Source organism: Clostridium sp. MCC345 (assembly GCF_018785345.1).
Classification (GTDB): Bacteria; Bacillota; Clostridia; order Lachnospirales; family Anaerotignaceae; genus Anaerotignum_A; species Anaerotignum_A faecicola.
Genome location: NZ_WQPP01000012.1, coordinates 51,834 through 73,848, shown reverse-complemented (window position 1 = coordinate 73,848; position 22,015 = coordinate 51,834). Strand labels below are relative to the sequence as shown.

Sequence of the window (22,015 nt, the reverse complement as noted above, 5' to 3'; positions counted from 1 at the left end):
TTCCTTTTTCTATCTTATTCTTCCAAAATAACATCTTCTTCTGTCTGTGTTTCCTGCATTTCCTCCGGTTCCTCTCCCTTTTCCAAGGGCACCAGTTCTCTGTAGAACGCCGCCGCTGCCGCAGTTCGATAGGGTGTCAGCCACAAATCCCCAATGCCTAATGTAAAAACCGAAAGAATATCCCAGCCGATAAAGCTGAAATCCAGACAGAACAGCCGCCATTTATTCCCCTTCATCAGCTCCTTGGAGCGGGTAATGGCATCATTTGCGCCCATTTCGGGGTTTTCCGCCAGAATATAGCCTGTCAGCTGATAACGATATGCCGCAATAAGTCCCGGAATGATAAACAGCAGCGTCCAGCCGATGATATACACCGCCTGCAATAAAACAGCCGCAAGCATCGTTCCCCACTGTTTGACATAACGAAACAGCGTTTCCAATCTGCCTTCCTCACCGTCAATCAGATCCAGATTGAATTTCATGTAGCCAACTCCGACAAACGATCCGACAATCAATCGTACAATCGCAACCAGAGCAGCAGCCACAGAAAGATATTGCCATACCAGAAAAGCACTGCCCACACCGATATTGCGCATCATTTCTACCGGATTCAGCCTCTGCCCGAAAATATCCAGGGTCATCTGAAAATTGCCTTCTACCATTACAAAATTCACATCAAGCCCACCGACACCGGCAATGCCGCCCAGAACCATCGCAAGAAAGCCAATCCCGATTGCAAGTCCCCAGCGTCCCTTTAACGCTGCTCTTGCCTCTGCCCGAAAATCCGCCGCACATCTCATATTGTGTCCCCCTTTCAAAAGCTGACCTTTTCTTTCAGCATAGCAGAAAACATTCTTCGACACAACAGCGCCGCCCGATTCTTAAGAAAATCTTAGAAAATCAATTTCCGGCTTAAAAGGTTTCCCAATATTTCTTTACATTTCCTTCCGCAACGGCATCCAGATAGGAATCCGCAATCTCGAAAATTTCCTCCTCGTCCTTGATTTTCAGAAAAACACCGTTCTTGTCGGCAACAATATCCTTGTGCTTGCCCTTGTTTTTCTCAATCCATTCCCGAAATTCCTTTTCCCAGCTATCTACCACCGCTTCGCCCTCCTCGTAGCAAAGCAGCTCATCTCTTACGTCCTCAATCACTTCATTTATCTTCAATTTCATGCGTTTTTCTCCTTTCAGCCCTCAGGCGGTGTCATGCCGAAGTGGGCATAGCCAAGCCTTGTCACCACGCGTCCTCTGGGGGTGCGCTGAATATACCCCAGCTGCAATAAATACGGCTCATAAACATCCTCAATCGTTTCGGATTCCTCATTGATGGATGCCGCAAGGGTATCCAGCCCAACGGGCCCTCCGCCGAATTTTTCAATCATCGTCAGCAGCATTTTTCTGTCCGTCTGGTCAAGCCCCACCTTGTCAATATCCAGTAAATCCAGTGCGAATCTCGCCACTTCCTCCGTAATCACCCCGTCATAGCGCACCTGCGCAAAGTCACGCACACGCTTGAGCATACGGTTTGCCAGTCGCGGTGTCCCACGGGAGCGGCGCGCAATCTCCTCTGCACCGCCTTCCTCCATCTCCACCTGCAAAACCGCAGCGGAGCGCTTCAGAATGATTTTCAGATTCTCCACGCTGTATGGCTCCAGCCGCTGTACCACGCCGAATCTGTCACGGAGCGGTGCCGTCAAAAGCCCGATTCTAGTCGTTGCGCCAATCAGCGTAAACCGTGGCAAATCCAGCCGCACAGAGCGTGCCCCCGGCCCCTTGCCAATCATAATATCAATCACAAAATCCTCCATCGCAGGATAAAGAATCTCCTCAATCATGCGGTTCAGCCGATGAATTTCATCAATAAAGAGAATATCCCCCTCATTTAAGCTGTTCAGCACCGCCGCCATATCCCCCGGGCGTTCAATCGCAGGGCCGGAGGTCGTCTTAATATTCACGTCCATCTCGTTTGCAATGATATTCGAGAGCGTAGTTTTCCCTAACCCCGGCGGGCCATATAAAAGCACATGGTCGAGTGCCTCTTTCCTCTGCTTTGCCGCCTGTATGAATACGCGCATATTCTCCTTTACGCTTTCCTGCCCGATGTAGCTTTCCAGCGTGGCAGGGCGCAGCTTTGGCTCCAGCTCGCGGTCTTCCTCCCGCAAGCCTGTCGTCAAAATCCGTCTGTTTTCCAACTAAAACACCTGTCCTCTATCCTCAGAAGGTAATCATACGCTTGAGCGCCGCCTTCAAAATATCCTCTGTTGTCATGCCCTCTGCCGCAACCGCATTGACCGCCTGTGCCGCCTCACTGCGGCTGTAGCCCAACGCCGTCATAGCATCAATCGCTTCAAATTTCGCATCACCGCCGCCAACGCTTTCCGCAATACCTGCCGCCCCCTCAAACGAGGAAACCGCATCCTCTGTTTTGAATTTATCCTTCAAATCCAGAATCACGCGCTGTGCTGTTTTTCTGCCGACCCCCGGTGCCTTGGAAAGCGTTTTCACATCATCCGATAAAATTGCCATCACAATTTCTGAGGGGTTCAGCACCGAAAGAAAGCCTAATGCCCCCTTCGGGCCTACGCCGTTTACCAGCAGCAGCTTTTCAAACATCTCCTGCTCCTCTCTCGCCGCAAAGCCGTACAGGCTCATACCATCCTCCTTCACGCTGAAATATGTAAAAATCTGCACCGCTTCGCCCGTCTGCGGCAGCTTCGCCAATGTGGCAGGGGATACAAAAATACGGTAGCCGATACCGCCTGCCTCCACAATAATGTCATTCTCGCCGCGTCGTTCCAATGTGCCTTTGATATAGGAAATCATATTCTCACCAAATTTCTTCAGAATACAAGAGAACATTCGTTTCTCTTTTAGCTTCATTATACCCAAAGCAGAAAGAAAGCGCAAGCCAAACAAAAACCCCGAATCCACTCGATTCAGGGTTATGCCTCATCTTACTTTTGCAATGCCGCCACTTTTTCCGTAATATAATTCTCCACCTTATCATAAGGAACCTCCAGTGCCATAGAAAATTCTCTGTGAAGCAGTTCCTTCGCCAGCTTGCTGTATTCCCGTTCAGTCTTTGCCAGCTTTTTGCCGTTTTCCTCCAGTCTTTTCTCCTTGCGGTAAACGGTTTTAATCAGCCTGACCAAATCCTCGCATCGGTGCGTATCCAGACAGCCCTTGTATTTCTCGCCAAGGGCGCGCACATCCTGCCCAATGACCTCCTCTGCCCGAATTTCGGGAATCTGCAAAATCAGCTTCTCCGCTTCCGCCTTTGTCAGAATCGGGCGCATGAATACCTTCGTATCCAAAGGCGCATAAATTTTCCCACTGGAAAATACCGGCGCAAGCGTGTAATATTCCTTCCCGCTGTCTCCCAGCGGCGTATCGCGCGGCACACCAATCTCCTCGATGCAGCAAATACCGTTATTTCCATAAATGACATATTCACCCTTCCGAAACATCGTTCTCCCTCCTGCATCCTCCATATTCATAAGCTTTTCTGATATAAGTATACCACAAAATTTTTTTCTGATGCAAATGGGAAAAATCCCGAAAAATCAGTCCATTGCCATAACCTCAATCCCTGCCTCTGCCAGAATGGACTGCGAAAGGGGGTCGGGGTATTCGCCCCTGTGCACAATACGCGTGATGCCTGCGTTAACCAACATTTTCGCACAGATGACACAGGGCTGCAAAGTAATATAAATCGTCGCCCCCTCCGTACTCACACCCACCTTCGCCGCCTGAATGATGGCGTTCTGCTCCGCATGCAGTGCGCGGCAAAGCTCATGCCGCTGTCCCGAGGGAATATGCAGCCGCTCCCGTTCACAGCCGCCGATGTCCGTGCAGTGGCGCAGCCCCGATGGCGCACCGTTGTAGCCTGTCGTAATGATACGGTTATCCTTTACAATCACCGCCCCCACCTGTCTGCGCAGGCAGGTCGAGCGCGTTTTTACAATCTCAGCAATTTCCATGAAATATTCGTCCCAGCTTTTTCTCACCGCTCCTACCTCCTTTTTCCATGGTTTTGTTTCAACATACCATAAATCTATCCGAAACGCAACACAAAAGCCCGACCTTTCGGTCGGGCTTTTGTGTTACTACCACTTATACAATCAGATTCATTTTCTTTGCTTCAAACAGCAGCTCATCTCTGAATTCGGGTGCCGCCAGAGAGATAATCATTTTCGCTCTTTCGCTTGCGGTTCTGCCCTTCAGACGAACAATATTGTTTTCCGTTACCAGGAAGTCCACTTCATTCTTAGAGGTTGTCACAATGGAGCCGGGTGTCAGCACGGGTTTTACCTTGGAAACCGTACCGTTTTTCGCGGTAGAAGTCATCGCGATAAAGCCCTTGCCGCCCTTGGAAAGGTTCGCACCGCGCACGAAGTCCACCTGACCGCCGGAACCGCTGTAATGCAGTGTGCCCAGAGATTCCGCACAAACCTGACCAAACAGGTCAATCTCTACACAGGCATTCACGGAAATGAAGTTGTCATGCTGACCGATGACATAGGGGTTGTTTGTATAATCAACGGGGTGCATTTCAAATGCAGGGTTATCATCCATGTATTCGTACATTTTCTTTGTGCCCCAAGCCAGTGTGGCAATCGTTTTGCCGACATTGATGGGCTTTTTCATATTGGTAACTGCGCCGCATTCAAGCAGGTCAACCATGCTGTCTGTAAACATTTCGGTATGCAGACCCAGATCCTTCTTATCGCGCAGCAGAACGCCAACCGCATTGGGAACGCCGCCAATCCCCAGCTGCAGGGTTGCGCCGTTGGGAACCTCGTCCGCAATCATCTGACCGATTTTCTTATCTGTTTCTGTCAGTACGGTTTCGGGCAGCTCCAGCAGCTCATGGCAGGATTCGCACAGAGCCGTTACCTGAGAAATGTGAATCAGGTTATTCCCCATAACACGGGGCATTTTTTCATTGACCTCCAGCAGGATGATCGTTGCCTTATCTCTCAGCGCAACCACCTCTGCCCCGGCCATGCCGCAGGAGAAATAGCCATGCTTGTCCATCGGGGAAACCTCAGCATAGAATACATCCAGTCTGGGCATGCAGTCTCTCCAGTAGCCGGGTGCTGTGCTGTAGTTATTCGGTACATAGGTATAGTAGCCCTGCTGAATTCCCTTTCTGCCTGCGCCGCCTGTAAACCAGGATACATAATCATATTTACCCTTGAGTGCAGGGTCCATAAACGCATTGCCCTTTACGGACAGAATCGCATGGTGCTGTACTCCTGTGATTTCGCCGCGTCTTGCTCTTTCGCCGACAGCCGCACAGATGGTTTCGGGCTCCTCCAAGCCTGTAGGACAGGCACAGATATCACCGGATTTTACATACATTGCAACCTCTTCTGCTGTTTTCAGCTTTGCACGGTACATTTCCTGAAATTTGTTCATGTCTGTTCTCCCTTTCTGGTTTCTCTCCATGATTTCGTTAAAAAAAATAAACAAAGAATTGTTCTATTTTTCCATTTCTGCATACAAAATACGTTCTATAGCTTGTATTTTAGCACAAAGAAAACCCAAAAGTAAAGTGAAATACTGTTCTGTTCTTCAAATTATACAAAAATTTAAGCAAATTTTGTCCTTTTTGTCCTACAACTGTTTTTTCTTACAAACAATATTCCTTTGCAATAAAAAAGGACTCTAAAAAGAGTCCCTTTTCGGTTCATGAATGTTTCAATTTTAAAAGATTAAATCAGATACTGCTGTACCTCTGCAGGAAGTGCATCTGTTTTGCGGCTGATAATCATAACCATATCCATTTCCGCTTCCTTGGAAGTCTTATCCAATTCCTGAATGAAGGCTGTGAAATCTGCGTCACTGATTCTGTCCATAATATGGTTCAACCCATCAATGTAAATGGTTTCAATATCACTGTTCTGAGAAAGGATACCACACACAAAGCCTCTGAATACCTGTGGATCTTCCATAATGAACTTCGGTGTTTCTACGAAACGCACACTATAATGCAAATCGTACATGTGGCTGTTGTCGTCATCAACAAAGACAATATTGCCCTTTGCCTCTTTGCCGGCTGCATTTGCCATGTCGATCATTCTTTTTGTTTTGCCTTCACCTTTTTCGCCTGCAAGAATTTTAACCATTGCAATCTCCCCCTTTAAATAGTTTTCCGGTGGTATGCCTTTGAATCATTCATAATTTGACAGGATATCCGCTTCGGATGTTTCCTGTTATATTGTAAATTCTCCAAAACTCCGTGTTTTCCTTCTTTTTTGCGCGGAATTTTTGTCATTTTTCTTTTTCAGCATATTTTCACAAAAACTTAACACCGTTTTTGTCCACTATTTACATGCTTCTATCTGATTTTCTGTAGCAACAATGCCGCCGCGCCGCGCATCCCTGCGGCATTGCCCAGCTTTGCCAAAAGGAATTCCTTTTCTCTGCTGTGCGCGAAAACCCTGCTCCTGTAGGCTTTTTCGACTTTTTGCAGAAGCAGCTCCCCTGCCTTAGAAACGCCGCCGCCAAATACGATTTTCTCCGTATCCACAAGATACATCGCATTGGCAAGCGCCATCCCCAGATACGCCGAAACCGCATCCGTAATCTCATTGGCAAGCGCATCGCCTGCCCGCGCCGCATCCCAGAGGGTCTTTGCCGTTACCTCCTTCTGCCGCAGCAGGGAATCCTCTCTCCGCTTAGCAAGAACCTGCTTCGCCACGCGCACCATTCCCGTCGCAGAGGCATATTGCTCCAGACAGCCCATTTTGCCGCAGTTGCAGCGCACCGTCTCAAAGGGATTCACCGTCATGTGCCCGATTTCGCCTGCCACACCGCTCTCCCCCATGAGAACCTTCCCGTTCAGCACCACGCCGCCGCCAACTCCCGTGCCAAGCGTCACCATGAGCATGCTCCTCGCCCCGACACCTGCTCCGTAGGCTGCTTCGCCCAATGCCGCCAGACGGGCATCATTCCCAACGCAGACGGGTGAAATGCCGATGATGCGCTCTGCCTCTTTCGCAAGTGCCACATCTCCCCAGCCGATATTGACCGCGCCATGCAGGATGCCATCCGCCGTCACCGCACCGGGGGCAGCCATGCCGATGCCGAGGATGTCCGCTCTGCGGATTTTTTGCTTTTTTCCCCTGTCCAGCTCCCTGTCCAATCTGTCCAGTATGGACACCCTGATGTCCAACAGAAGACCCTCCGGTGTCGGCTCCCTTCGGGTAGGAATTTCCCATCCTTCCAGAAGCGTTCCATCCTCTGCCGCAAGCCCGATTTTCACCGTTGTGCCGCCGATATCGATTCCAAAGCAATAGCCCATTACAAATCACCCTCATATTTATATACGATGCTGTGTATCCGTTTCTTATACCGCTGATAGGTTTTTGCATCAATGGCGGCAGGCTTCGTCATCAGCCGCAGCGGCAGGACTCCCTGCCCCTTTCGCATGGGCGGCTGCAAATAGGGATAGCTGTTGAACACAAGTCCATGCCGCTCATAAAAGCCAATCCGCCGCCTTGTCAGCGCATCCTCCGGCAGCTCCACCTCAAGCACCATCGGGCGTTTTTTCTCCGCCAGAAGGGCATCCAGAAGCATGCCGCCGTAGCCGCCGTTGCGGTATTCCTCTTTTACCGCAAAATGCTCAATATATAAAAAATCCTCGATTTCCCATGTCGCAAAGGTTGCCGCAAACGCGCCTTCTCTGCGCACGCCGTAAAGCCGATAGCATGGCTCTTTCAGCAGTGCGCGCTGGTCCTCCTTCATGCGTAATTCCGTCACAGGGAACGCGCTTTCCAGCAAGGGAAAAATTTCATCAAAGGTTTTCTCCGTAATTCGTTCAAACATTATCCTCACCTCCGTCCTAAGAGGATACTATAAATACAGGAAAAAATCAAATCCTCCTGCCATGCGCGCACATTTCTTAAATTTTTCTAAATTTTGTCCGCAAAGCCCTGTTCTGTGATATACTTTATGCTAGAAAGGAAGTGAACCACCATGAAACGATTGGTAAGAGGAGGTTTCCTCTTTCTGTTTCTCTTTTTATGCTCCATGCAGACAGCGGCAGCGGCATCCATTCGCATTTTTCTGGATGATAAGGCTGTTTCGTTTGCTGAAGCTCCCTTTATCGAAAACGACCGCGTATTAGTACCCATGCGCGGCATTCTGGAATCTCTGGGGTATTCTGTTGCATGGCAGGAGGAAAGCAAAACCGTCCTCGCAGAAAAGGACGAAATACAGATTTCCCTGCATCCTGACGAAAAAACAGCCACCGTCAACGGCAAAGCGGTTTCTATTGATGCTCCGGCAAAAATCAGGAACGGGCGCACCTTCGTACCGCTTCGCTTCTTAGCCGAATACAGCGGCGCAGAGGTCACATGGAACCAGAGCACCTCCTCGGTTTCCATCCATTCCGCGGAATACATGGCACCGGAAAAGACAGAAAACAATGATTCCGTTGTTTATATCCAGACGAATAAAATGCAGGGCAGTGGCATTGTGCTTTCCGCAGATGGTCTGATTGCCACGAATTACCATGTAATTAAGGGTGCGGCAACCGCGCAGTTTGTGTTTGCGGACGGCACGATTTATCAAGGCACGACAACCGTAGTCGGACTTGATACTTCCGCCGACATTGCCCTTCTGAGAATCGAAAAAACAGACCTTTCTGCCGCAACGCCTGCCTTTTCCTACAAGGTTGGGGATGCGGTTACGTCCATCGGCTCTCCCGGCGGCGCGCGCAACACTGTCAGCACAGGCACAATCAACGGCTATGATACGGATGTGATTTCCACCTCCGCCGTCATTGCCCCCGGCAGCAGCGGCGGTGCTTTATTCAACAGCACCGGTGAGGTCATCGGCATGACCTCCTTCTTTGGGGACTCGCATTATTTCTCTATCCCCATCGCACAGGTATTGCAGGTGCCGCAGAAGCTTTCTCTGCCGCTCAGCGCAATGCAGGGCTACACCTATACCCCCTCCGCACCGCAGAATCTGCGTGCAAGGCTGGCGCAGGACGGCTACGCATACGTTTCATGGGCTCCCGTTTACGGCGCAGACCATTATTATGTATACAAGTCCCTCACTCCGGATGGGCCATACACGCGCATCAGCAATAACAGCAGCGAAAAATGGTACTGGGGATATCCACAGTGCTTCGGCATCTCTATCAACGGTACCTGCTATCTGCGTGTGACCACAGTGATTGATGGGCAGGAAAGTGCCCCCAGCGAGAGCATTAAAATTACAAAATAACAGAAAAGCAATAGCAAAAAACAGCGATTTCCGATTTCTCAGAAGTCGCTGTTTTCTTATTTCTTCTTATTTTTTTATTTTTTGTTTTATTCCATCGGCTTTGTGATGTCTGCCTCCGTCGCTTCAATATACTGCACCAAATCCTGCGGATTCAGAATCACCTGTTCGCCGCGCACCCCTGCGCTGACCGCGATTTCATCAAAGAGGATACAGGTTTCATCAATAAAGGTGGGGTACTTTTTCTTCATTCCGATTGGGGAGCAGCCGCCGCGGATATAGCCCGTCAGCCCCAGAAGCTCCTTCATGTGCGTCATTTCCACCTTCTTATTTTTGGAAACAGCTGCCGCCTTTTTCAAATCCAGTTCCATATCCACAGGGATACAGAATACCAGAATCCCTGTTTTATCCCCTCTGGTTACCAGTGTTTTAAACACCTGCTCCGCATCCATGCCAACCTGCTCCGCCGCATGCAGTCCCGAAAGGTTCGCTTCATCATATTCATACTCCGCAGTGCGGTAGGCAATCCCTGCCGCCTCCAGAAGACGCATCACATTGGTCTTTGTCATAAAACCACCCTCTTTTAATCATCCAGTCTACGGTAGACCTTTACACTCGTTATTTTCCTTGTTATTTGCCGTTTTCTTTGTTTATTTTTCTGTTCACATAGGCTATTTTACAAGGTTTTTCTTTCTTATAGTACGTTTTTGGTACGCTTCAACTCTGCAAGCAATTCCTCCAACTCTGACATCTTCTTCCCCTGTTCATCCGTCCGAATACTACTCAAAATGGCGTTACAAGCCAAGATAATAGCATTGGCTCTCTTTGGGTCAAGTTCCCCGTTCAGAACCATATTTGATACCCTTGTAAGTGCTCTGCGAACCTCTGTGGCAGTAGTCAGCTTTAGCCGCAGCCGTTTACTCTCCTCCATCTTATCCCCCTTCCTGCAGGTTGTCAATAATTACAACAGGCTCTTTTTCGCCGGGGTATCTTTTCCGCATATCTTCCACACGCTTATCAACGCTTTCCAAGTCCGGACAGAAGGAAGTAACTCTCTTATAACTGCTGCTATTTCCATACCACAGATGGAACACAACCACCCATCCGGCTTTTACTGCCTCAACCATAGCAAGGAAGAAAACGGGCTGCAGAGTCTTCCGAATCTCTTTCGCCTGCTGTGCCATTTTATCAACTCTTATCATTGTCATGTCTCCTCTATAAGTTTTAATGCTGTGTATTCTGTGGAGCTTGTCCCTGTGGCTCTCCAGAGAGAGTAGCTGCCGTAATAGGCATAACGGGAAATGATACCGTCAGCAAATGTCTCAAGCCGCTCTCTGTTCTTCCCCCTGCGCAATTTCCTCAAACCTTCTGTTTCCCTGTTCCTACACTGCACATAGGTAAGTCCTACTCTCTCCCCCGCCTTTTCAACCGTCAGCCCCTCAAAATAGCGGTACCGAATAACGGCGCTCTGCACCTCGGGGAAGGTTGCCAGACACTCATCAAGAACGCTCCGCAGCTGTTCGTTGTATATGCCATCCTCCGCCCTTTGGAAGTCCTCAGCAGCAAGCTCGTCAACAATTGTATCCTCATAGGTTATACCTTCCTCAGAGCCGGGGACAGCGGCATTAAGGCTCTTGCATCTGTTCAGCGGTCTTTGCGCCTGCGCCTTTGTGCGGATTCCGCACGCCTCGTTAAACCGCTTCCGCAGCGGAAAAACCAGATAGGTAAGAAACTTATAACCGTCCGCAGAGGTGTAATATCTGATAGCATCCAGAAAGGCAAAGTATGACACCTGCTTTAAATCATCAAGAGCCACACCGCAGCGAATGCAGGTTTCCTCATGCTGCCAATACCAGTTTTCAGATTTTAGGTAAATAAACCGCTCCATCTGCTCCCACAGGGGTGGAATCAGATCCCGCTCCCCGTTCTGTATCTTCAATGCAAGCTCCTCATTTGTCATAATGTCTCCCCCTATTTCATACCACCACATAAAAACAGGGGACACCGCAAGGCATCCCCCTAAAGTTTATTCTTTCGTTACAGAAGCCGCAGCAACTGCCGCCGGAACGGTCTGATAATAGATTGCCTTTGCTTTGTTCTCCAGTACAAAAGCATCGTAGCAGATACGCCCCTCCACCAGAGAGCCGCTGATACCAGGAGGGTCAATGTGACACTTGAAGTCCTCCAGTTTAGTAGGTGCTACGGTTGCCACAGGATGCGCCATCATAAAGCCGAAATTCTCAGGCAGTCTTTTCGCAGGCACCTTTACAATCTGCGCACCGTCCAGCTGTGCAATCACACCCTTTAAGCGCAGCTCTGCAGAGAAATCTGTATCCATTACAATATCAGAGCTCTTTTTCATCAGAGCATATACCGCAGGGGTTACAAGCAGCACACGCCCCGCCTCGGGTGCCTCAGCATTGTCCAGAGCTTCACTTGCTTTCAGAATCTCGCTATAGATATTTTCCTTCGTCAGTGCCACCGCCTCGGGCTTGTGGCCTGCATTGGCACACATCACACCGTAGGTGTACTTATCCACTTCGGGCACTACAATTTCACGCTGCTGTCTTGCAAGAGCGGTTGCCGCCGCCAGCTGCTGCAGGGTTTCATCCTCATCCAGCTTATCAATCGCAAAAGTGAAAGAGCGATCTTTTTTCAGTGTCATTTCCTCTGTGGTCGCATCCAAGCCGGCTACAGCACCATAACGAGACCAGTTATTATCGTCAGCACCGGAACGGTTATAGTCATTCATGCCAACTGTAGAAATCTTGTATACCTTAATGGTATGCGCCCCTACCCAGTCGAAATCAGAGTTTGTCAGCAGAGACTTTTTGCTTTCCTTCGCAAAGACTTCGTCTGTATAGGGTACTACTTTTGTTGTTAAGTTAATTGCCATTCTTAATCCTCTCCTCCGTTAGGCAGTCGGAACGCCGCCGCAATGGGGTCGGGTTTTGTAACGCCACCCAAAGAGCAACCCCTTACAGCAATAGGTATCTTGCCAGGGGACATGAAGATGCGGGGGAATAACTCCTTCATCTTCTCAACATTCCCCTTGAATTGTTCCATGTCCGCGGTATCGAACAAATCAAGCAGTTCACTCGGGTATTTCTGCGCTGCAATGTATTCCTTGCAGCTCATTTTATTCTCTCGGGCAGTCAGCTCCTTTTCCCGCAGTTCCGCAGGTGTAGGCTCATTCTTTGCCCGTTCCCTTGCCAGACGTTCCTGTACAATGTTGTTTACTTCTTCCTGTGTGAATGTTTTCTCGGTGCCAGCGTTTGCACCTGCAGAGTTGTTATTTACCTCTGTATTCACGTTACTGTTTGCCGCTGCGTTGTTGTTGTTTTCCATTCTCTTATCCTCCTTTTACGCCTTGAGTAGGGCTGAGTATCAAATATAAATAAAAAGGCGCAGGACGGTTATAAAACCATTTCCCACGCCTTATAGACTTACAGCAGTGCTGCGGTACTCCCCACGCTATTCATTTATGGGGGTATTATACCATAAAACCATTGAAATATCAAGGCTTATAGCTATTCTTATGTATCGTTTTCGCTGTCCTCTCCGCCGCCTAAATGCCCTTTATGCTGTATATAGATGCGGCTCCTTGGGGTGCCCTTCTGCTCCTTGCAGCGGTATCCCTTTTCAAGTAAAGGGCGCAGCAGCTTGAGGATCAGCCGCTTTTCCCCTTCATCCGTATAGCTGACTTTGATTTTAATTGACAATTTCGCACCTCCTGCGGTATAATTTAGAAATCAATTATTGTTGCTCCCTGTGTATCTTGCCGGATTCTGGGAGCTTTTATTTTTTAGCCTTTCTTCTCTGATTCCTTGAATCCTTCCACTCATAAACACAAATGCAAAGAAGCGTGAGGCATCAAATTGACTGCGAGGATTTAGGTTTTTAGCTTGAAAGTATTTTTCATACATTTTCCAACACAGTTTGAGCTCACTCACTGTTGCGGAACCGCTTAAGGAAAGCATTTCGTCTATTGTAATCAATAAAGGGTATTTCTGATATTTCATTTCGCTACCTCCTGTCCTTCTGTTCTTCCATCTGCCAAGCCGTCAGCATATCCTCGGGTATAAGCTCGCTCCATTGCATCTATCAGATACCCGACAAGCTCCAAGGTCTGTGGGGTTGGGTTCCACCCTTCTTTTGCAGCCTGCTTTTTGAAATCCTCTATTGTTACCTCCGGTCTTTTCATTTCGATACCTCCTGTCCCTCTGTTCTTCCATCTTCAAAGCCTTTTTCATAGCCGCAACTCCATCCTCTGGAAAACTGATCCTCTGCAATTTCTTCATCTGACTGGAACACATCCAGAAGAATCTTCTGGAGTGCTATACTCAGCCCTATATCAAGTTCGGCGGCTTTTCTCCGAACCTGCAACAGTTTTTCGTTTTTGTATCGCATGGTAAATAACCGACCTTTCTTTGTGTGTATGCTTTTACTGCTTTTACTGCTCTCTAACCTCTGAAAGCCTTGATTTTACAGGGCAAAGACACAAAGCAGTAAAAATATACTTCCTGCTTTCTGCTACTCAGAATTATCTCCACAAGTAGTAAAAGCGGATAAAGCAGTAAAAGCGGATAAAGCAGTAAAAGCGGATAAAGCAGTATTTTATATACATAAGGGTTCATCAAACCTAAAGCCGTGTACTCTTTTAGAAGTACACCCTGTTGGCGTTATGTAAACAATATTATCTCTTGTCAACAACTCCGGTTGTAGTTCTCTGAGTTTACGCCCTAAATGTGCTACGTCTAATTCTTCTCCCTGGTACTCTTTAATTGCTGTACTAAGCTCTGTGGCTGTTCCGCTCCAAGTTCCATTTTCTTTCAATAGTTCACGAATCGTCATAACAATAGGGCTATTATTGTACCGTTGAACCTCTGCCATTTCCTCCACATCATCTTTTTTGCCCACATAAGACCAGCCGTAGCCTGTCCTTCTATCCTTCTCTATAACAAGAATATCGTTCATAACATCACGCCCCGTTATATGCAAATAGGCTTGGTTATCCTTCCGTTTTTCCTTTGACAAAATCATGATAGTGTCAGCTGCTGCCATGAGGGCATTTGTACCAGAAATCATGTTAAATACATCATCATCCTTCATTTTTCTTGTGTGATGCACAAGCAAGATTGCTATATCGTTTTTATCAGCAAACCTTTTCAGTATGCCCATGTCCTCATAATCCGCAGCAAATGCGTTTTTGTTGCTGCTACTCGTTCCCCTGATCTTCTGCAGGGTATCAATAATAATCAGCGAAAAGCCCTCTTTTGCGTAATGCTCTAATACCTCTATCAGTCCATTCCCCATAAGTGGGGATTCTGTCAGATACTCTAAATTTCTGGATGCCACCACAGAACCGAGCAGCTTATTCATACGGCTTTGCAATCGTCTTCGGCTGTCCTCTAAAGCGAGATACAAGGTTTTACATCCTTTTGTTTTCTTCCCTAGAAAATCAGTGCCGGCAGAAACCGCCAGAGCAAGCTGCAGTGCAAACCATGATTTACCTATCTTGGATGCACCGACAAACAAAGATAACCCTGTTGTCAGCATAGAATCCCACAGCCAACATATATCCGGCAGTACCATCTTTTGAAGTTCGTCGGCCCGAATTGCTACGGGTAAATCAAAAGTCTTTAACTCCTGCTTTTTATAGTCCGGAGAATAGACCTCTCGACAATCCCCACAGGCTCTTTGTATCGTCATTTCTCCGTATGTAACGGATCCGTGCAACTCGTCCCACTTTGGCCGCATCAGCCCACCGGAACGGAAAAGCCTGTCCATCTGCTCCGCATTGCACCCCGTCCAAAAGGCGAGATAATTACATAAGGCTTGGTCTGCTTCAGACTGCGAGTTATATTTCCCCTGCCAGTTGCCGTCATACAGCGCGAGGAACGCTCCGCCCGTTTTGGCGTTGGTTGTCGCTCTTGCTATTACTTCCTCGTCCGGCATCAGCTCCACCCCTGTGGACTTTGGTGCGTCCGGCTTAGGTGGTTCGATATACTTTTTATGCACTCGGTTAATGGCTGCTTGATTTTCTGCAATCTGCCGCCGACCTTCCCACACTTTGCCAGTCATGGCAAAATAGCGAGGAGAGCCGCTACCATACATCTCAAAAGAACCTTTTCTCCTGCGCCCCTGCGGCAGTGCTCCACGTAGGATAATATGAAAGCCTTTCCCACTCTGGGAAAGTTCAGTGTAGCTCTGCGTTGTTTCGATTATGTCGGATGCAGCGGCGGAGATTTCTCCTGTTTCTGTATTTACACAGCCGTCAATATCAACCCCCACAAATGGTGTATCGGTAAAGACAAAGCCTATCCCGTCATATTCCCCTGTTTCGTATGCCGCTACGGCGGACTTAAATGTTCCCCATGTGTTGGGGTTGCTGACGGATGCAGAGCCGCTGACAGAGAACGGCACCTTTGAGGGCTTTTCTCCACCTTTGTCAACCAGCCTCCACACAAGCCAGTTCTTAAGCTGTTTCATTTCATCGGGTATATTGTTGTATTCTTCCATGCAATCACCCCAGACACAGCTTTTTCTCAAGGTACTGCTTCGGCACCTTGCCCCGTACTACTATGTATCCATCTGCCTCAAGTTCCTCGTTCAGCTGCCGGATAACCTTATAGGCGTATGTCTCGGAACACTCAAGCATAGCCATAACATCTGTAGCCTTGTAATATTTGCTTTCCATAGCTTTCTCCTTTCTTAGTCCTCCAGAAGTTCTTCCACGGATACGCCCAGAGCTTCGGCGATTTTTCCTACTGTCTCAGGTTTTACTTCTGAGCCTTTTTTTATAGCTGCAATAGTCCCCCTACACACTTCTGACTTTTCACTAAGTTCTTTAATAGACATCTTTGCCTTTGCCATCTCTATTAAGAGTGTTTGGACATCGATATTCATATACTCACCTCCATCATATTTTTTAAGATTCCATTTTTTTCAAATCTCAATATTTATTATACGCATAAATCTACATAAGTCAACATTTTTATTATAAAATAAAATATTTATATTATTTTTGTTGATTTTAGTATTTTATTGTTGATGAATATTGTTTTTTATGATAGTATGATGAAATACAAGGAGGCGTAAAAATGAATTTTCACGAACGATTTAGAGAATTACTTAACGAATATAAAGAAAAGCACTCTGATGTAACACAGGCACAAATTGCCAGTACCATCGGATTAACTCCTCAGGCTTTCTCATATTATCTAAACGGAAGAGAACCTAATTATGATACACTTATAAAACTATCCAATTTTTTTAATGTAACAGTAGATTATATGATTGGAAAAAGTGATTATAAAAACACAGCGCAAAAAATAAATGCTCAATCATTAGGAATTTCCGATAAGGCAGCATTCTTTATGTCTCATTTACAAGATATAGATACAAGTCTTTCTGAGGAAGGCGTAGAAAGCAAATACAATATTGCAAACACTTTAAACATCCTATTAACAAGTGATTATGGACACCAATTTTTTTCAAATATAAATTCGTTTTTTGATGTAAAAAAGTGTAACGAAATCAATGACGCCATATATTCAGCCTGCATAAACGATGGATTATCAATCTCAATTGGGGAGGATATCGATGCAAAATATATATACCTAAACAGTATTCAAAACTCCTTAGAATCTGTGAGATATGAATTGGAAAATAAATATACGATCTCTAAAACGGCAAAAGAACTTGGCTTTGAAAAGAATGAGCCCTGACCGAACGATTCGTTCACCCACTTGTGGAGAAAATAAAGGGTGTCGCATTCTGCTACTCCCTTCGCAACTTTCTGCGAAAATCCATCGTGCCAACTTGTGGGCATGCCGTCGACACTTGTGGCGAAAGGGTGTCCACCCTGCCCGACATCCCTAAATTAAACTTAGGTAGCTTTCCCAACTTCTTGGGAAATCCGCAAACGTCTGCGGTTTTGCTCAAAAATGCGCAAAAGTAAAAAAGCCCCTCCTGCGCCAACAGGAAAGGCTTTCATATAATGGGTACTCTGGTAGAATACCGCCTCAACACCGTTATTATATCAGACCTACCCTTATTTTTCTATACCCAATTTTAAGGAGGTCTTATTTTTATGCCTGTTTACAAGAATGAAGAAAAGAATACTTGGTACACCAGTTTCTACTACCAGGACTGGCAAGGCAACCGCAAGCGCAAAAAGAAAGAGGGCTTTGCCCGTAAGAAGGATGCGCAGGAATACGAGCGCACCTTTAAGCTGCAGCAGTCCGGCTCTTGTGATATGTCCTTTGGACAAATGACGGATCTATACCTGTCTGATTGCAAGATACGCCAAAAGCCCACAAGCTACCGTGTAAAAGAAAGTGGGATAAATACCCATATTCTGCCTTATTTTAAAGATATGCCTATCAACGCTATTACAGTGGCACAGGTGCGGCAATGGCAGAATGAGCTATTAAATAAGGGCAAATATGGCCCGAATTATCTGCACACCATAAACGGACACCTCTCGGCTATTTTTAACCATGCTATCAAGTATTACGGTCTACAAAAGAATCCTGCCAGAGAGTGTGGAAAAATCAGCGGTAAGCGTCCCGAATTGCAGTTTTGGACGTTGGAGCAATTCAACGCCTTTATTAAAACCTACGAAGGACAGTACCCCGAATATCCTATTTTTTTGCTGCTGTTCTGGGTTGGTCTGCGCTCCGGCGAGCTCCTGGCACTCACTTTAGGAGATTTCGACTTTGAAAAGCACACTGTCAGAATTAACAAGACATACCACCGTTTTGACCGGAAAGACTTAATACTCCCACCAAAAACAGAAAGAAGTAACCGAGAGCCGACAACACCGCCATTTATAGAGGATGCAGTAAGGAAATACACCTCCCTGCTGTACGATTACAAGCCTTCTGACAGGCTATTTACTGTGTCTAAGTTCTTTATCAAACGCCGTTTAGAAAAGGGTGCAGAAGCCGCAGGACTGCCACAAATAAGGGTGCATGACCTCAGACACTCACACGCCTCTTTGCTTATCCACCTTGGCTTTTCCCCTCTGGTAATTCAAGAGAGACTGGGGCATGAAAACATAGAAACCACACTGAATACATATAGCCACCTTTACCCCTCACAGCAAGGAGAACTTGTAATGAAATTGCAGGAAGTCTTTAACAGATAGTACGTTTTTGGTACGCCCAAATAAAAAGAATCCCCGAAACGCTGATTTTTCAGTATTTCGGGGATTCTTATCTTTTAATCATCCAGAATAATAAAGCTGTAATCGCCGCCGGTGCGTTCCATGAAATAATTCCTTGCCGCAATATCAGAGGAAACGGGTGCCGCCGTCCAGTAATCTCCGTTGGAATAGGCAACATAGCGAGAGCCGTCTGTCAGGCGGAAATACGCACAGTTCGCCGTTGCACACTGATACTGAATCTGCGTTTTACTGGTAATATAATACTTCCCGAACATTGCCGCCACTGCGCCGCCCTGCTCCGCCTTCACCAGACCGCGCCATGCCGCAAGGTTATATTTCGGCAGAACCTCCACATTAAAATCGGGGATCAGCCGATTGATGGCAGTAATGGGATACGCGTCCATCTGCACATTGGGATAGACAACCTCCCAAAAGCCATTATCATTCTTCAGAACATATTCCTTGATATTTGCCGTATTGCCTGTGGTGGAAAATACCACAACGGCATATTTATTATCCTTTCGGATTTCACGCACATAATAATCCGCGAAACGCCCTTCATACAGGCAGATATAATTCAAAATCCGCCCATATTCCGCCGTTGCGGAGGACAGCCGCCCGATATTGCCATGGCTCTGGTTATATTTTGCCAGAAGCGACTGATAATCAGACTGGACAATCTGCCCCGCCTTGCCGCTCGGAGAGGCCAGCAGATATTTCCCATTCTGCTTCACTGCCGCAAATACGCCGAAATTCATATTGCCCGAGGAAACGCTTGCGCCATTATACGCCGCCAAGTCCTCCCCATCAATCAGCAGGAGCTCAAATCCGGACGTATCCAGACCGCTTTCCAAATAGCCCTCCTTCACCAGCATGTCCGGGGTTATGTAGCAGCCATCATAATAGCCGTAAAGCTTGCCGTTTTTGCTCATCCAGCCGCGTTTCGCGCCGTTGACCTTATAATCCTGCTGTGCCGCCGCGGCAACCGCCGTCAGAGTGTCATACACCTTGGATGCCTGCCAAAAGGGCTTATTCTGCGTGCCTTTCTTGCTGTCCGACTTTTCGTTCTTTTTTTCATCATTCTTGGCCTTTTCAGCCACCTGCTTTTCATCGGCTTTATCCGTTTTTCCACCCGGCACGATAATCTCCGTTGTGCCGCCCTTTCCATCGGCAGCATCTGCATCGGGGGGGAGGGGGCTGCTCAGGTTGCAGCTGCTCATCAGGAACACGCAAAAAGCCAGAAGCAGGCAAAAGATACCTTTATTCCTCACGGTAATCATCCTCTTTATCCTTGATTGCATCAAAAACAGAACAGAGCTCTTTTTCGTGTGCCTGCAGGATTTTTGCAAGCTTTTCTTCCATGGCATCCTGATCATCAATAAAGGGGAACCCGACAATCCAGACAGGGTCGCAATGGCCCTCCTCCTCTATGATGGTATCCACCAGAGCACCTACAGGTTCCGTATCGTAATAATCAAAAACCGCTTCGTATTCCCAATCCTCAAGCTCTCTGTCGCAGCTTAAGCGAAGCACAACCTCGTTACTCTTGACATAAATGCTCCAGATCAGCTCTGCCCTTTCGGGAACGGAATAGGAGCCAAGCTCCTGATCCAGAAAGCCGGTTTCTTCATCCTTCAACATGATCACGATTGTTGTTTCTTCCATAAATGTTCTCCTTCATTCACAATGATACCCACAGTTATCTGTTCAGTATACTACAAAACCCGCTTTCTTGCAACAAATCCCACAATTTCACAGGTCTATCCCTTCTGACGAAAATTTCTCAGCTTTGTTCCCGTTTTATTTCAGAATTTCGGGGTAGGGAATAAATTCCTTCGGGGGATTTTCGTGCGTGCCTAGCATTTTTTCCATCCAGATCATGCCGAGCCACTGCTCCAGCTTATAGGCGCAGTCGGTGAATTTCCCGACCGCACGATAGCCCATTTTTTCATGGAAGGCAATGCTCTGCGGATTCGGATAAGCAATGCAGGCATTGACATTCTGCACATTCTGCTGCTTCAGCGCTTCCTCCAGCCTTTCATACAGCAGCCTGCCGACACCGCGCCCACGCACCCCGCGTTCCAGATAAACCGTTGCTTCCGCAGACCAGAGATACGCCCTTCTGGGATGAAATGCGGAGGCATAAGCATAGCCGATAATTCTGCCGTTTTCCACTGCCGCAAAATAGGGATATGCCTGCAGGGTATTGCGGATGCGTTCCCGAAATTCCTCTACGGTCGGAACGGTATATTCATAGGTGATGAAGGTATCGGTTACATAGGGGGCATAAATGGCAAGCAGTTTCTCTGCATCTGCCTCGGTTACGGGTCTGATTGTGATTTCCTCTATATTTTTCATAGAACTTCTCCTTTGTATATGAAGCAGGAAAGACTGCCCCATAAAAGAGCAGGCGTTCCCGTTTTATTTCGCGATTTCCTTCCAGAAGCTTTCTGCCTCAAAATGAGCATCCAGACCCAGATAATCGGAAATAGTCTGCCCCAGATCTGCGAAGGTCTTTCTGACACCAAGGTCAACGCCCTCCCGAATCGGCTTGCCGTAAGCCAGAATGGGGACGTATTCTCTGGAATGGTCGGTGCTGGGTGTGGTCGGATCGCAGCCATGGTCTGCCGTGATAAAAAGCACATCCTCCTCCTTCAGCTGCGCCAGAATTTCAGGCAGCCTGCTGTCGAAATATTCCAGTGCGCCTGCGTAGCCCTCCACATCGTTTCTGTGCCCGTAAATCATATCGGTATCGACCAGATTGGTGAACAGCAGTCCTTCAAAATCATCCTTGAGGAACTGAATGGTCTTTTCAATGCCGTCGTGGTTATTGGTGGTATGGTCGGTACGGGTCATGCCGCGATGCTCGAAGATATCCTCGATTTTTCCGACAGCCACAACCTCCATGCCCTTCGCCTTTGTGAGGTCGAGAATGGTCGGGCCTGTCGGCTCCAGAGAAAAATCCCTTCTGTTTTTGGTGCGGGTGAAGCCATCCTTTGCATTGCCGATGAAGGGACGCGCAATGACACGCCCAACGCCATACTTCCCTGTCAGGATTTTTCTTGCCTTTTCGCACATTTCATACAGCTTTTGGACAGGAATGACATCCTCATGTGCCGCAATCTGGAACACGCTGTCCGCAGAGGTATAGACGATGGGGTAGCCTGTTTTCATGTGCTCCACGCCCAAATCCTGAATGATGACCGTACCGGATTCGGCATAGTTGCCGAGTGTCTTTGTGCCGATTGCCGCTTCAAAGGCATCCATGACCTCCTTGGGGAAGCCTGTTTCCGTAAAGGTCGGGAAGGGTCTTTTGGTGATAATGCCTGCCATTTCCCAATGCCCTGTTGTGGTATCCTTGCCGATGGAGCGTTCTGCCATTTTGCCGTAGCAGCCCTTCGGTGCGGCAACCTCACCAAGAAGCGAGACCTCCTTGCCTTGGATATCCCCCAAACCTAAGGCGCAGAGGTTGGGCAGGCTCGTCTGCGGACGCACCTTCTTGATATTGACCAGGGTATTACTGCCAACATCCCCAAAATCAGCCGCATCGGGCAGCTCGCCAATGCCAACGCTGTCCAGTACAATAATAATCGCTCTTTTCAT

The 22,015-nt window shown here is 47.6% G+C and carries 30 protein-coding genes; 3 read left to right on the top strand and 27 right to left on the bottom strand.

Annotated elements, in window-relative coordinates; genetic code table 11:
* Nucleotides 1–14: 14 nt before the first annotated feature.
* The 10 genes from GPK49_RS03905 to GPK49_RS03860 all read right to left on the bottom strand — a co-directional run bounded on the left by GPK49_RS03905 (nt 15) and on the right by GPK49_RS03860 (nt 7,836).
* A complete protein-coding gene (locus tag GPK49_RS03905; RefSeq protein WP_215676810.1) occupies nt 15–800 on the bottom strand; it encodes a DUF975 family protein in 786 nt (261 codons plus the stop codon).
* A 112-nt stretch (nt 801–912) separates the two neighbouring features.
* The gene (locus tag GPK49_RS03900) at nt 913–1,176 is read right to left on the bottom strand and encodes a hypothetical protein (RefSeq protein WP_016407400.1); all 264 of its coding nucleotides are present in this window, start codon (nt 1,174–1,176) and stop codon (nt 913–915) included.
* A gap of 14 nt (nt 1,177–1,190) precedes the next feature.
* Nucleotides 1,191–2,195, bottom strand: a complete 1,005-nt coding sequence (gene ruvB, locus GPK49_RS03895) for a Holliday junction branch migration DNA helicase RuvB (RefSeq protein ID WP_016407401.1) — start codon at nt 2,193–2,195, stop codon at nt 1,191–1,193.
* A gap of 22 nt (nt 2,196–2,217) precedes the next feature.
* Nucleotides 2,218–2,862 (bottom strand): Holliday junction branch migration protein RuvA, encoded by a 645-nt coding sequence (ruvA, locus tag GPK49_RS03890; RefSeq protein ID WP_016407402.1) that lies wholly within the window; start codon nt 2,860–2,862, stop codon nt 2,218–2,220.
* Nucleotides 2,863–2,957: 95 nt separating this feature from the next.
* Nucleotides 2,958–3,470 (bottom strand): CarD family transcriptional regulator, encoded by a 513-nt coding sequence (locus GPK49_RS03885; RefSeq protein ID WP_215676809.1) that lies wholly within the window; start codon nt 3,468–3,470, stop codon nt 2,958–2,960.
* A 96-nt stretch (nt 3,471–3,566) separates the two neighbouring features.
* The gene (locus tag GPK49_RS03880) at nt 3,567–4,010 is read right to left on the bottom strand and encodes a deoxycytidylate deaminase (RefSeq protein ID WP_016407404.1); all 444 of its coding nucleotides are present in this window, start codon (nt 4,008–4,010) and stop codon (nt 3,567–3,569) included.
* A 106-nt stretch (nt 4,011–4,116) separates the two neighbouring features.
* Nucleotides 4,117–5,424: an acetyl-CoA hydrolase/transferase family protein gene (locus tag GPK49_RS03875; RefSeq protein WP_016407405.1), complete on the bottom strand. Its 1,308-nt coding sequence runs from the start codon at nt 5,422–5,424 to the stop codon at nt 4,117–4,119.
* A 296-nt stretch (nt 5,425–5,720) separates the two neighbouring features.
* Complete coding sequence (locus tag GPK49_RS03870; protein WP_016407406.1) at nt 5,721–6,134, bottom strand: hypothetical protein; 414 nt, start codon at nt 6,132–6,134, stop codon at nt 5,721–5,723.
* A gap of 212 nt (nt 6,135–6,346) precedes the next feature.
* Complete coding sequence (locus GPK49_RS03865) at nt 6,347–7,312, bottom strand: ROK family glucokinase (protein WP_215676808.1); 966 nt, start codon at nt 7,310–7,312, stop codon at nt 6,347–6,349.
* Nucleotides 7,312–7,836 (bottom strand): GNAT family N-acetyltransferase, encoded by a 525-nt coding sequence (locus GPK49_RS03860; protein WP_215676807.1) that lies wholly within the window; start codon nt 7,834–7,836, stop codon nt 7,312–7,314. The genes GPK49_RS03865 and GPK49_RS03860 overlap by 1 nt, the downstream gene beginning before the upstream one ends.
* 150 nt (nt 7,837–7,986) lie before the next feature.
* On the opposite strand from GPK49_RS03860, the gene GPK49_RS03855 reads away from it, so the two are divergent.
* Nucleotides 7,987–9,243: a stalk domain-containing protein gene (locus GPK49_RS03855; protein WP_215676806.1), complete on the top strand. Its 1,257-nt coding sequence runs from the start codon at nt 7,987–7,989 to the stop codon at nt 9,241–9,243.
* A gap of 86 nt (nt 9,244–9,329) precedes the next feature.
* Here GPK49_RS03855 and ybaK read toward each other — a convergent pair whose 3' ends face one another.
* From ybaK to GPK49_RS03790, 13 genes are all read right to left on the bottom strand, one after another.
* A complete protein-coding gene (gene ybaK / locus GPK49_RS03850; RefSeq protein WP_215676805.1) occupies nt 9,330–9,809 on the bottom strand; it encodes a Cys-tRNA(Pro) deacylase in 480 nt (159 codons plus the stop codon).
* 125 nt (nt 9,810–9,934) lie between these two features.
* Complete coding sequence (locus GPK49_RS03845; protein WP_215676804.1) at nt 9,935–10,171, bottom strand: hypothetical protein; 237 nt, start codon at nt 10,169–10,171, stop codon at nt 9,935–9,937.
* A gap of 1 nt (nt 10,172) precedes the next feature.
* Complete coding sequence (locus GPK49_RS03840) at nt 10,173–10,442, bottom strand: hypothetical protein (protein WP_215676803.1); 270 nt, start codon at nt 10,440–10,442, stop codon at nt 10,173–10,175.
* 2 nt (nt 10,443–10,444) lie between these two features.
* On the bottom strand, nt 10,445–11,200 hold the full coding sequence (locus GPK49_RS03835; RefSeq protein WP_215676802.1) for a sigma-70 family RNA polymerase sigma factor: 756 nt from the start codon (nt 11,198–11,200) through the stop codon (nt 10,445–10,447).
* A 66-nt stretch (nt 11,201–11,266) separates the two neighbouring features.
* Nucleotides 11,267–12,136 (bottom strand): hypothetical protein, encoded by an 870-nt coding sequence (locus GPK49_RS03830; RefSeq protein ID WP_215676801.1) that lies wholly within the window; start codon nt 12,134–12,136, stop codon nt 11,267–11,269.
* Between the two features lie 2 nt (nt 12,137–12,138).
* Nucleotides 12,139–12,588: a hypothetical protein gene (locus tag GPK49_RS03825; protein WP_215676800.1), complete on the bottom strand. Its 450-nt coding sequence runs from the start codon at nt 12,586–12,588 to the stop codon at nt 12,139–12,141.
* A 188-nt stretch (nt 12,589–12,776) separates the two neighbouring features.
* Nucleotides 12,777–12,962, bottom strand: a complete 186-nt coding sequence (locus tag GPK49_RS03820; protein ID WP_215676799.1) for a hypothetical protein — start codon at nt 12,960–12,962, stop codon at nt 12,777–12,779.
* 30 nt (nt 12,963–12,992) lie between these two features.
* Complete coding sequence (locus tag GPK49_RS03815) at nt 12,993–13,262, bottom strand: hypothetical protein (protein WP_215676798.1); 270 nt, start codon at nt 13,260–13,262, stop codon at nt 12,993–12,995.
* Nucleotides 13,259–13,444, bottom strand: a complete 186-nt coding sequence (locus GPK49_RS03810; RefSeq protein WP_215676797.1) for a hypothetical protein — start codon at nt 13,442–13,444, stop codon at nt 13,259–13,261. Before GPK49_RS03810 ends, GPK49_RS03815 begins: the two co-directional genes overlap by 4 nt.
* On the bottom strand, nt 13,441–13,650 hold the full coding sequence (locus GPK49_RS03805; RefSeq protein ID WP_215676796.1) for a hypothetical protein: 210 nt from the start codon (nt 13,648–13,650) through the stop codon (nt 13,441–13,443). The genes GPK49_RS03810 and GPK49_RS03805 overlap by 4 nt, the downstream gene beginning before the upstream one ends.
* A gap of 207 nt (nt 13,651–13,857) precedes the next feature.
* Complete coding sequence (locus GPK49_RS03800; protein WP_215676795.1) at nt 13,858–15,762, bottom strand: phage NrS-1 polymerase family protein; 1,905 nt, start codon at nt 15,760–15,762, stop codon at nt 13,858–13,860.
* Nucleotides 15,763–15,766: 4 nt separating this feature from the next.
* Nucleotides 15,767–15,940: a transcriptional regulator gene (locus GPK49_RS03795; RefSeq protein ID WP_215676794.1), complete on the bottom strand. Its 174-nt coding sequence runs from the start codon at nt 15,938–15,940 to the stop codon at nt 15,767–15,769.
* Nucleotides 15,941–15,954: 14 nt separating this feature from the next.
* Nucleotides 15,955–16,149 (bottom strand): helix-turn-helix domain-containing protein, encoded by a 195-nt coding sequence (locus tag GPK49_RS03790; RefSeq protein ID WP_215676793.1) that lies wholly within the window; start codon nt 16,147–16,149, stop codon nt 15,955–15,957.
* Between the two features lie 194 nt (nt 16,150–16,343).
* On the opposite strand from GPK49_RS03790, the gene GPK49_RS03785 reads away from it, so the two are divergent.
* Nucleotides 16,344–16,970, top strand: coding sequence for a helix-turn-helix domain-containing protein (locus tag GPK49_RS03785; RefSeq protein WP_215676792.1), 627 nt, complete (start codon nt 16,344–16,346; stop codon nt 16,968–16,970).
* A gap of 365 nt (nt 16,971–17,335) precedes the next feature.
* Nucleotides 17,336–18,394, top strand: coding sequence for a site-specific integrase (locus tag GPK49_RS03780; protein ID WP_215676791.1), 1,059 nt, complete (start codon nt 17,336–17,338; stop codon nt 18,392–18,394).
* A 74-nt stretch (nt 18,395–18,468) separates the two neighbouring features.
* Here the strand turns inward: GPK49_RS03780 and GPK49_RS03775 are convergent, their stop codons facing one another.
* From GPK49_RS03775 to GPK49_RS03760, 4 genes are all read right to left on the bottom strand, one after another.
* A complete protein-coding gene (locus GPK49_RS03775; RefSeq protein ID WP_215676790.1) occupies nt 18,469–19,683 on the bottom strand; it encodes a hypothetical protein in 1,215 nt (404 codons plus the stop codon).
* Nucleotides 19,673–20,077 (bottom strand): DUF6762 family protein, encoded by a 405-nt coding sequence (locus GPK49_RS03770; protein ID WP_118582147.1) that lies wholly within the window; start codon nt 20,075–20,077, stop codon nt 19,673–19,675. Before GPK49_RS03770 ends, GPK49_RS03775 begins: the two co-directional genes overlap by 11 nt.
* Before the next feature lie 135 nt (nt 20,078–20,212).
* On the bottom strand, nt 20,213–20,770 hold the full coding sequence (locus tag GPK49_RS03765; RefSeq protein WP_215676789.1) for a GNAT family N-acetyltransferase: 558 nt from the start codon (nt 20,768–20,770) through the stop codon (nt 20,213–20,215).
* A gap of 63 nt (nt 20,771–20,833) precedes the next feature.
* Nucleotides 20,834–22,015, bottom strand: coding sequence for a phosphopentomutase (locus tag GPK49_RS03760; RefSeq protein ID WP_215676788.1), 1,182 nt, complete (start codon nt 22,013–22,015; stop codon nt 20,834–20,836).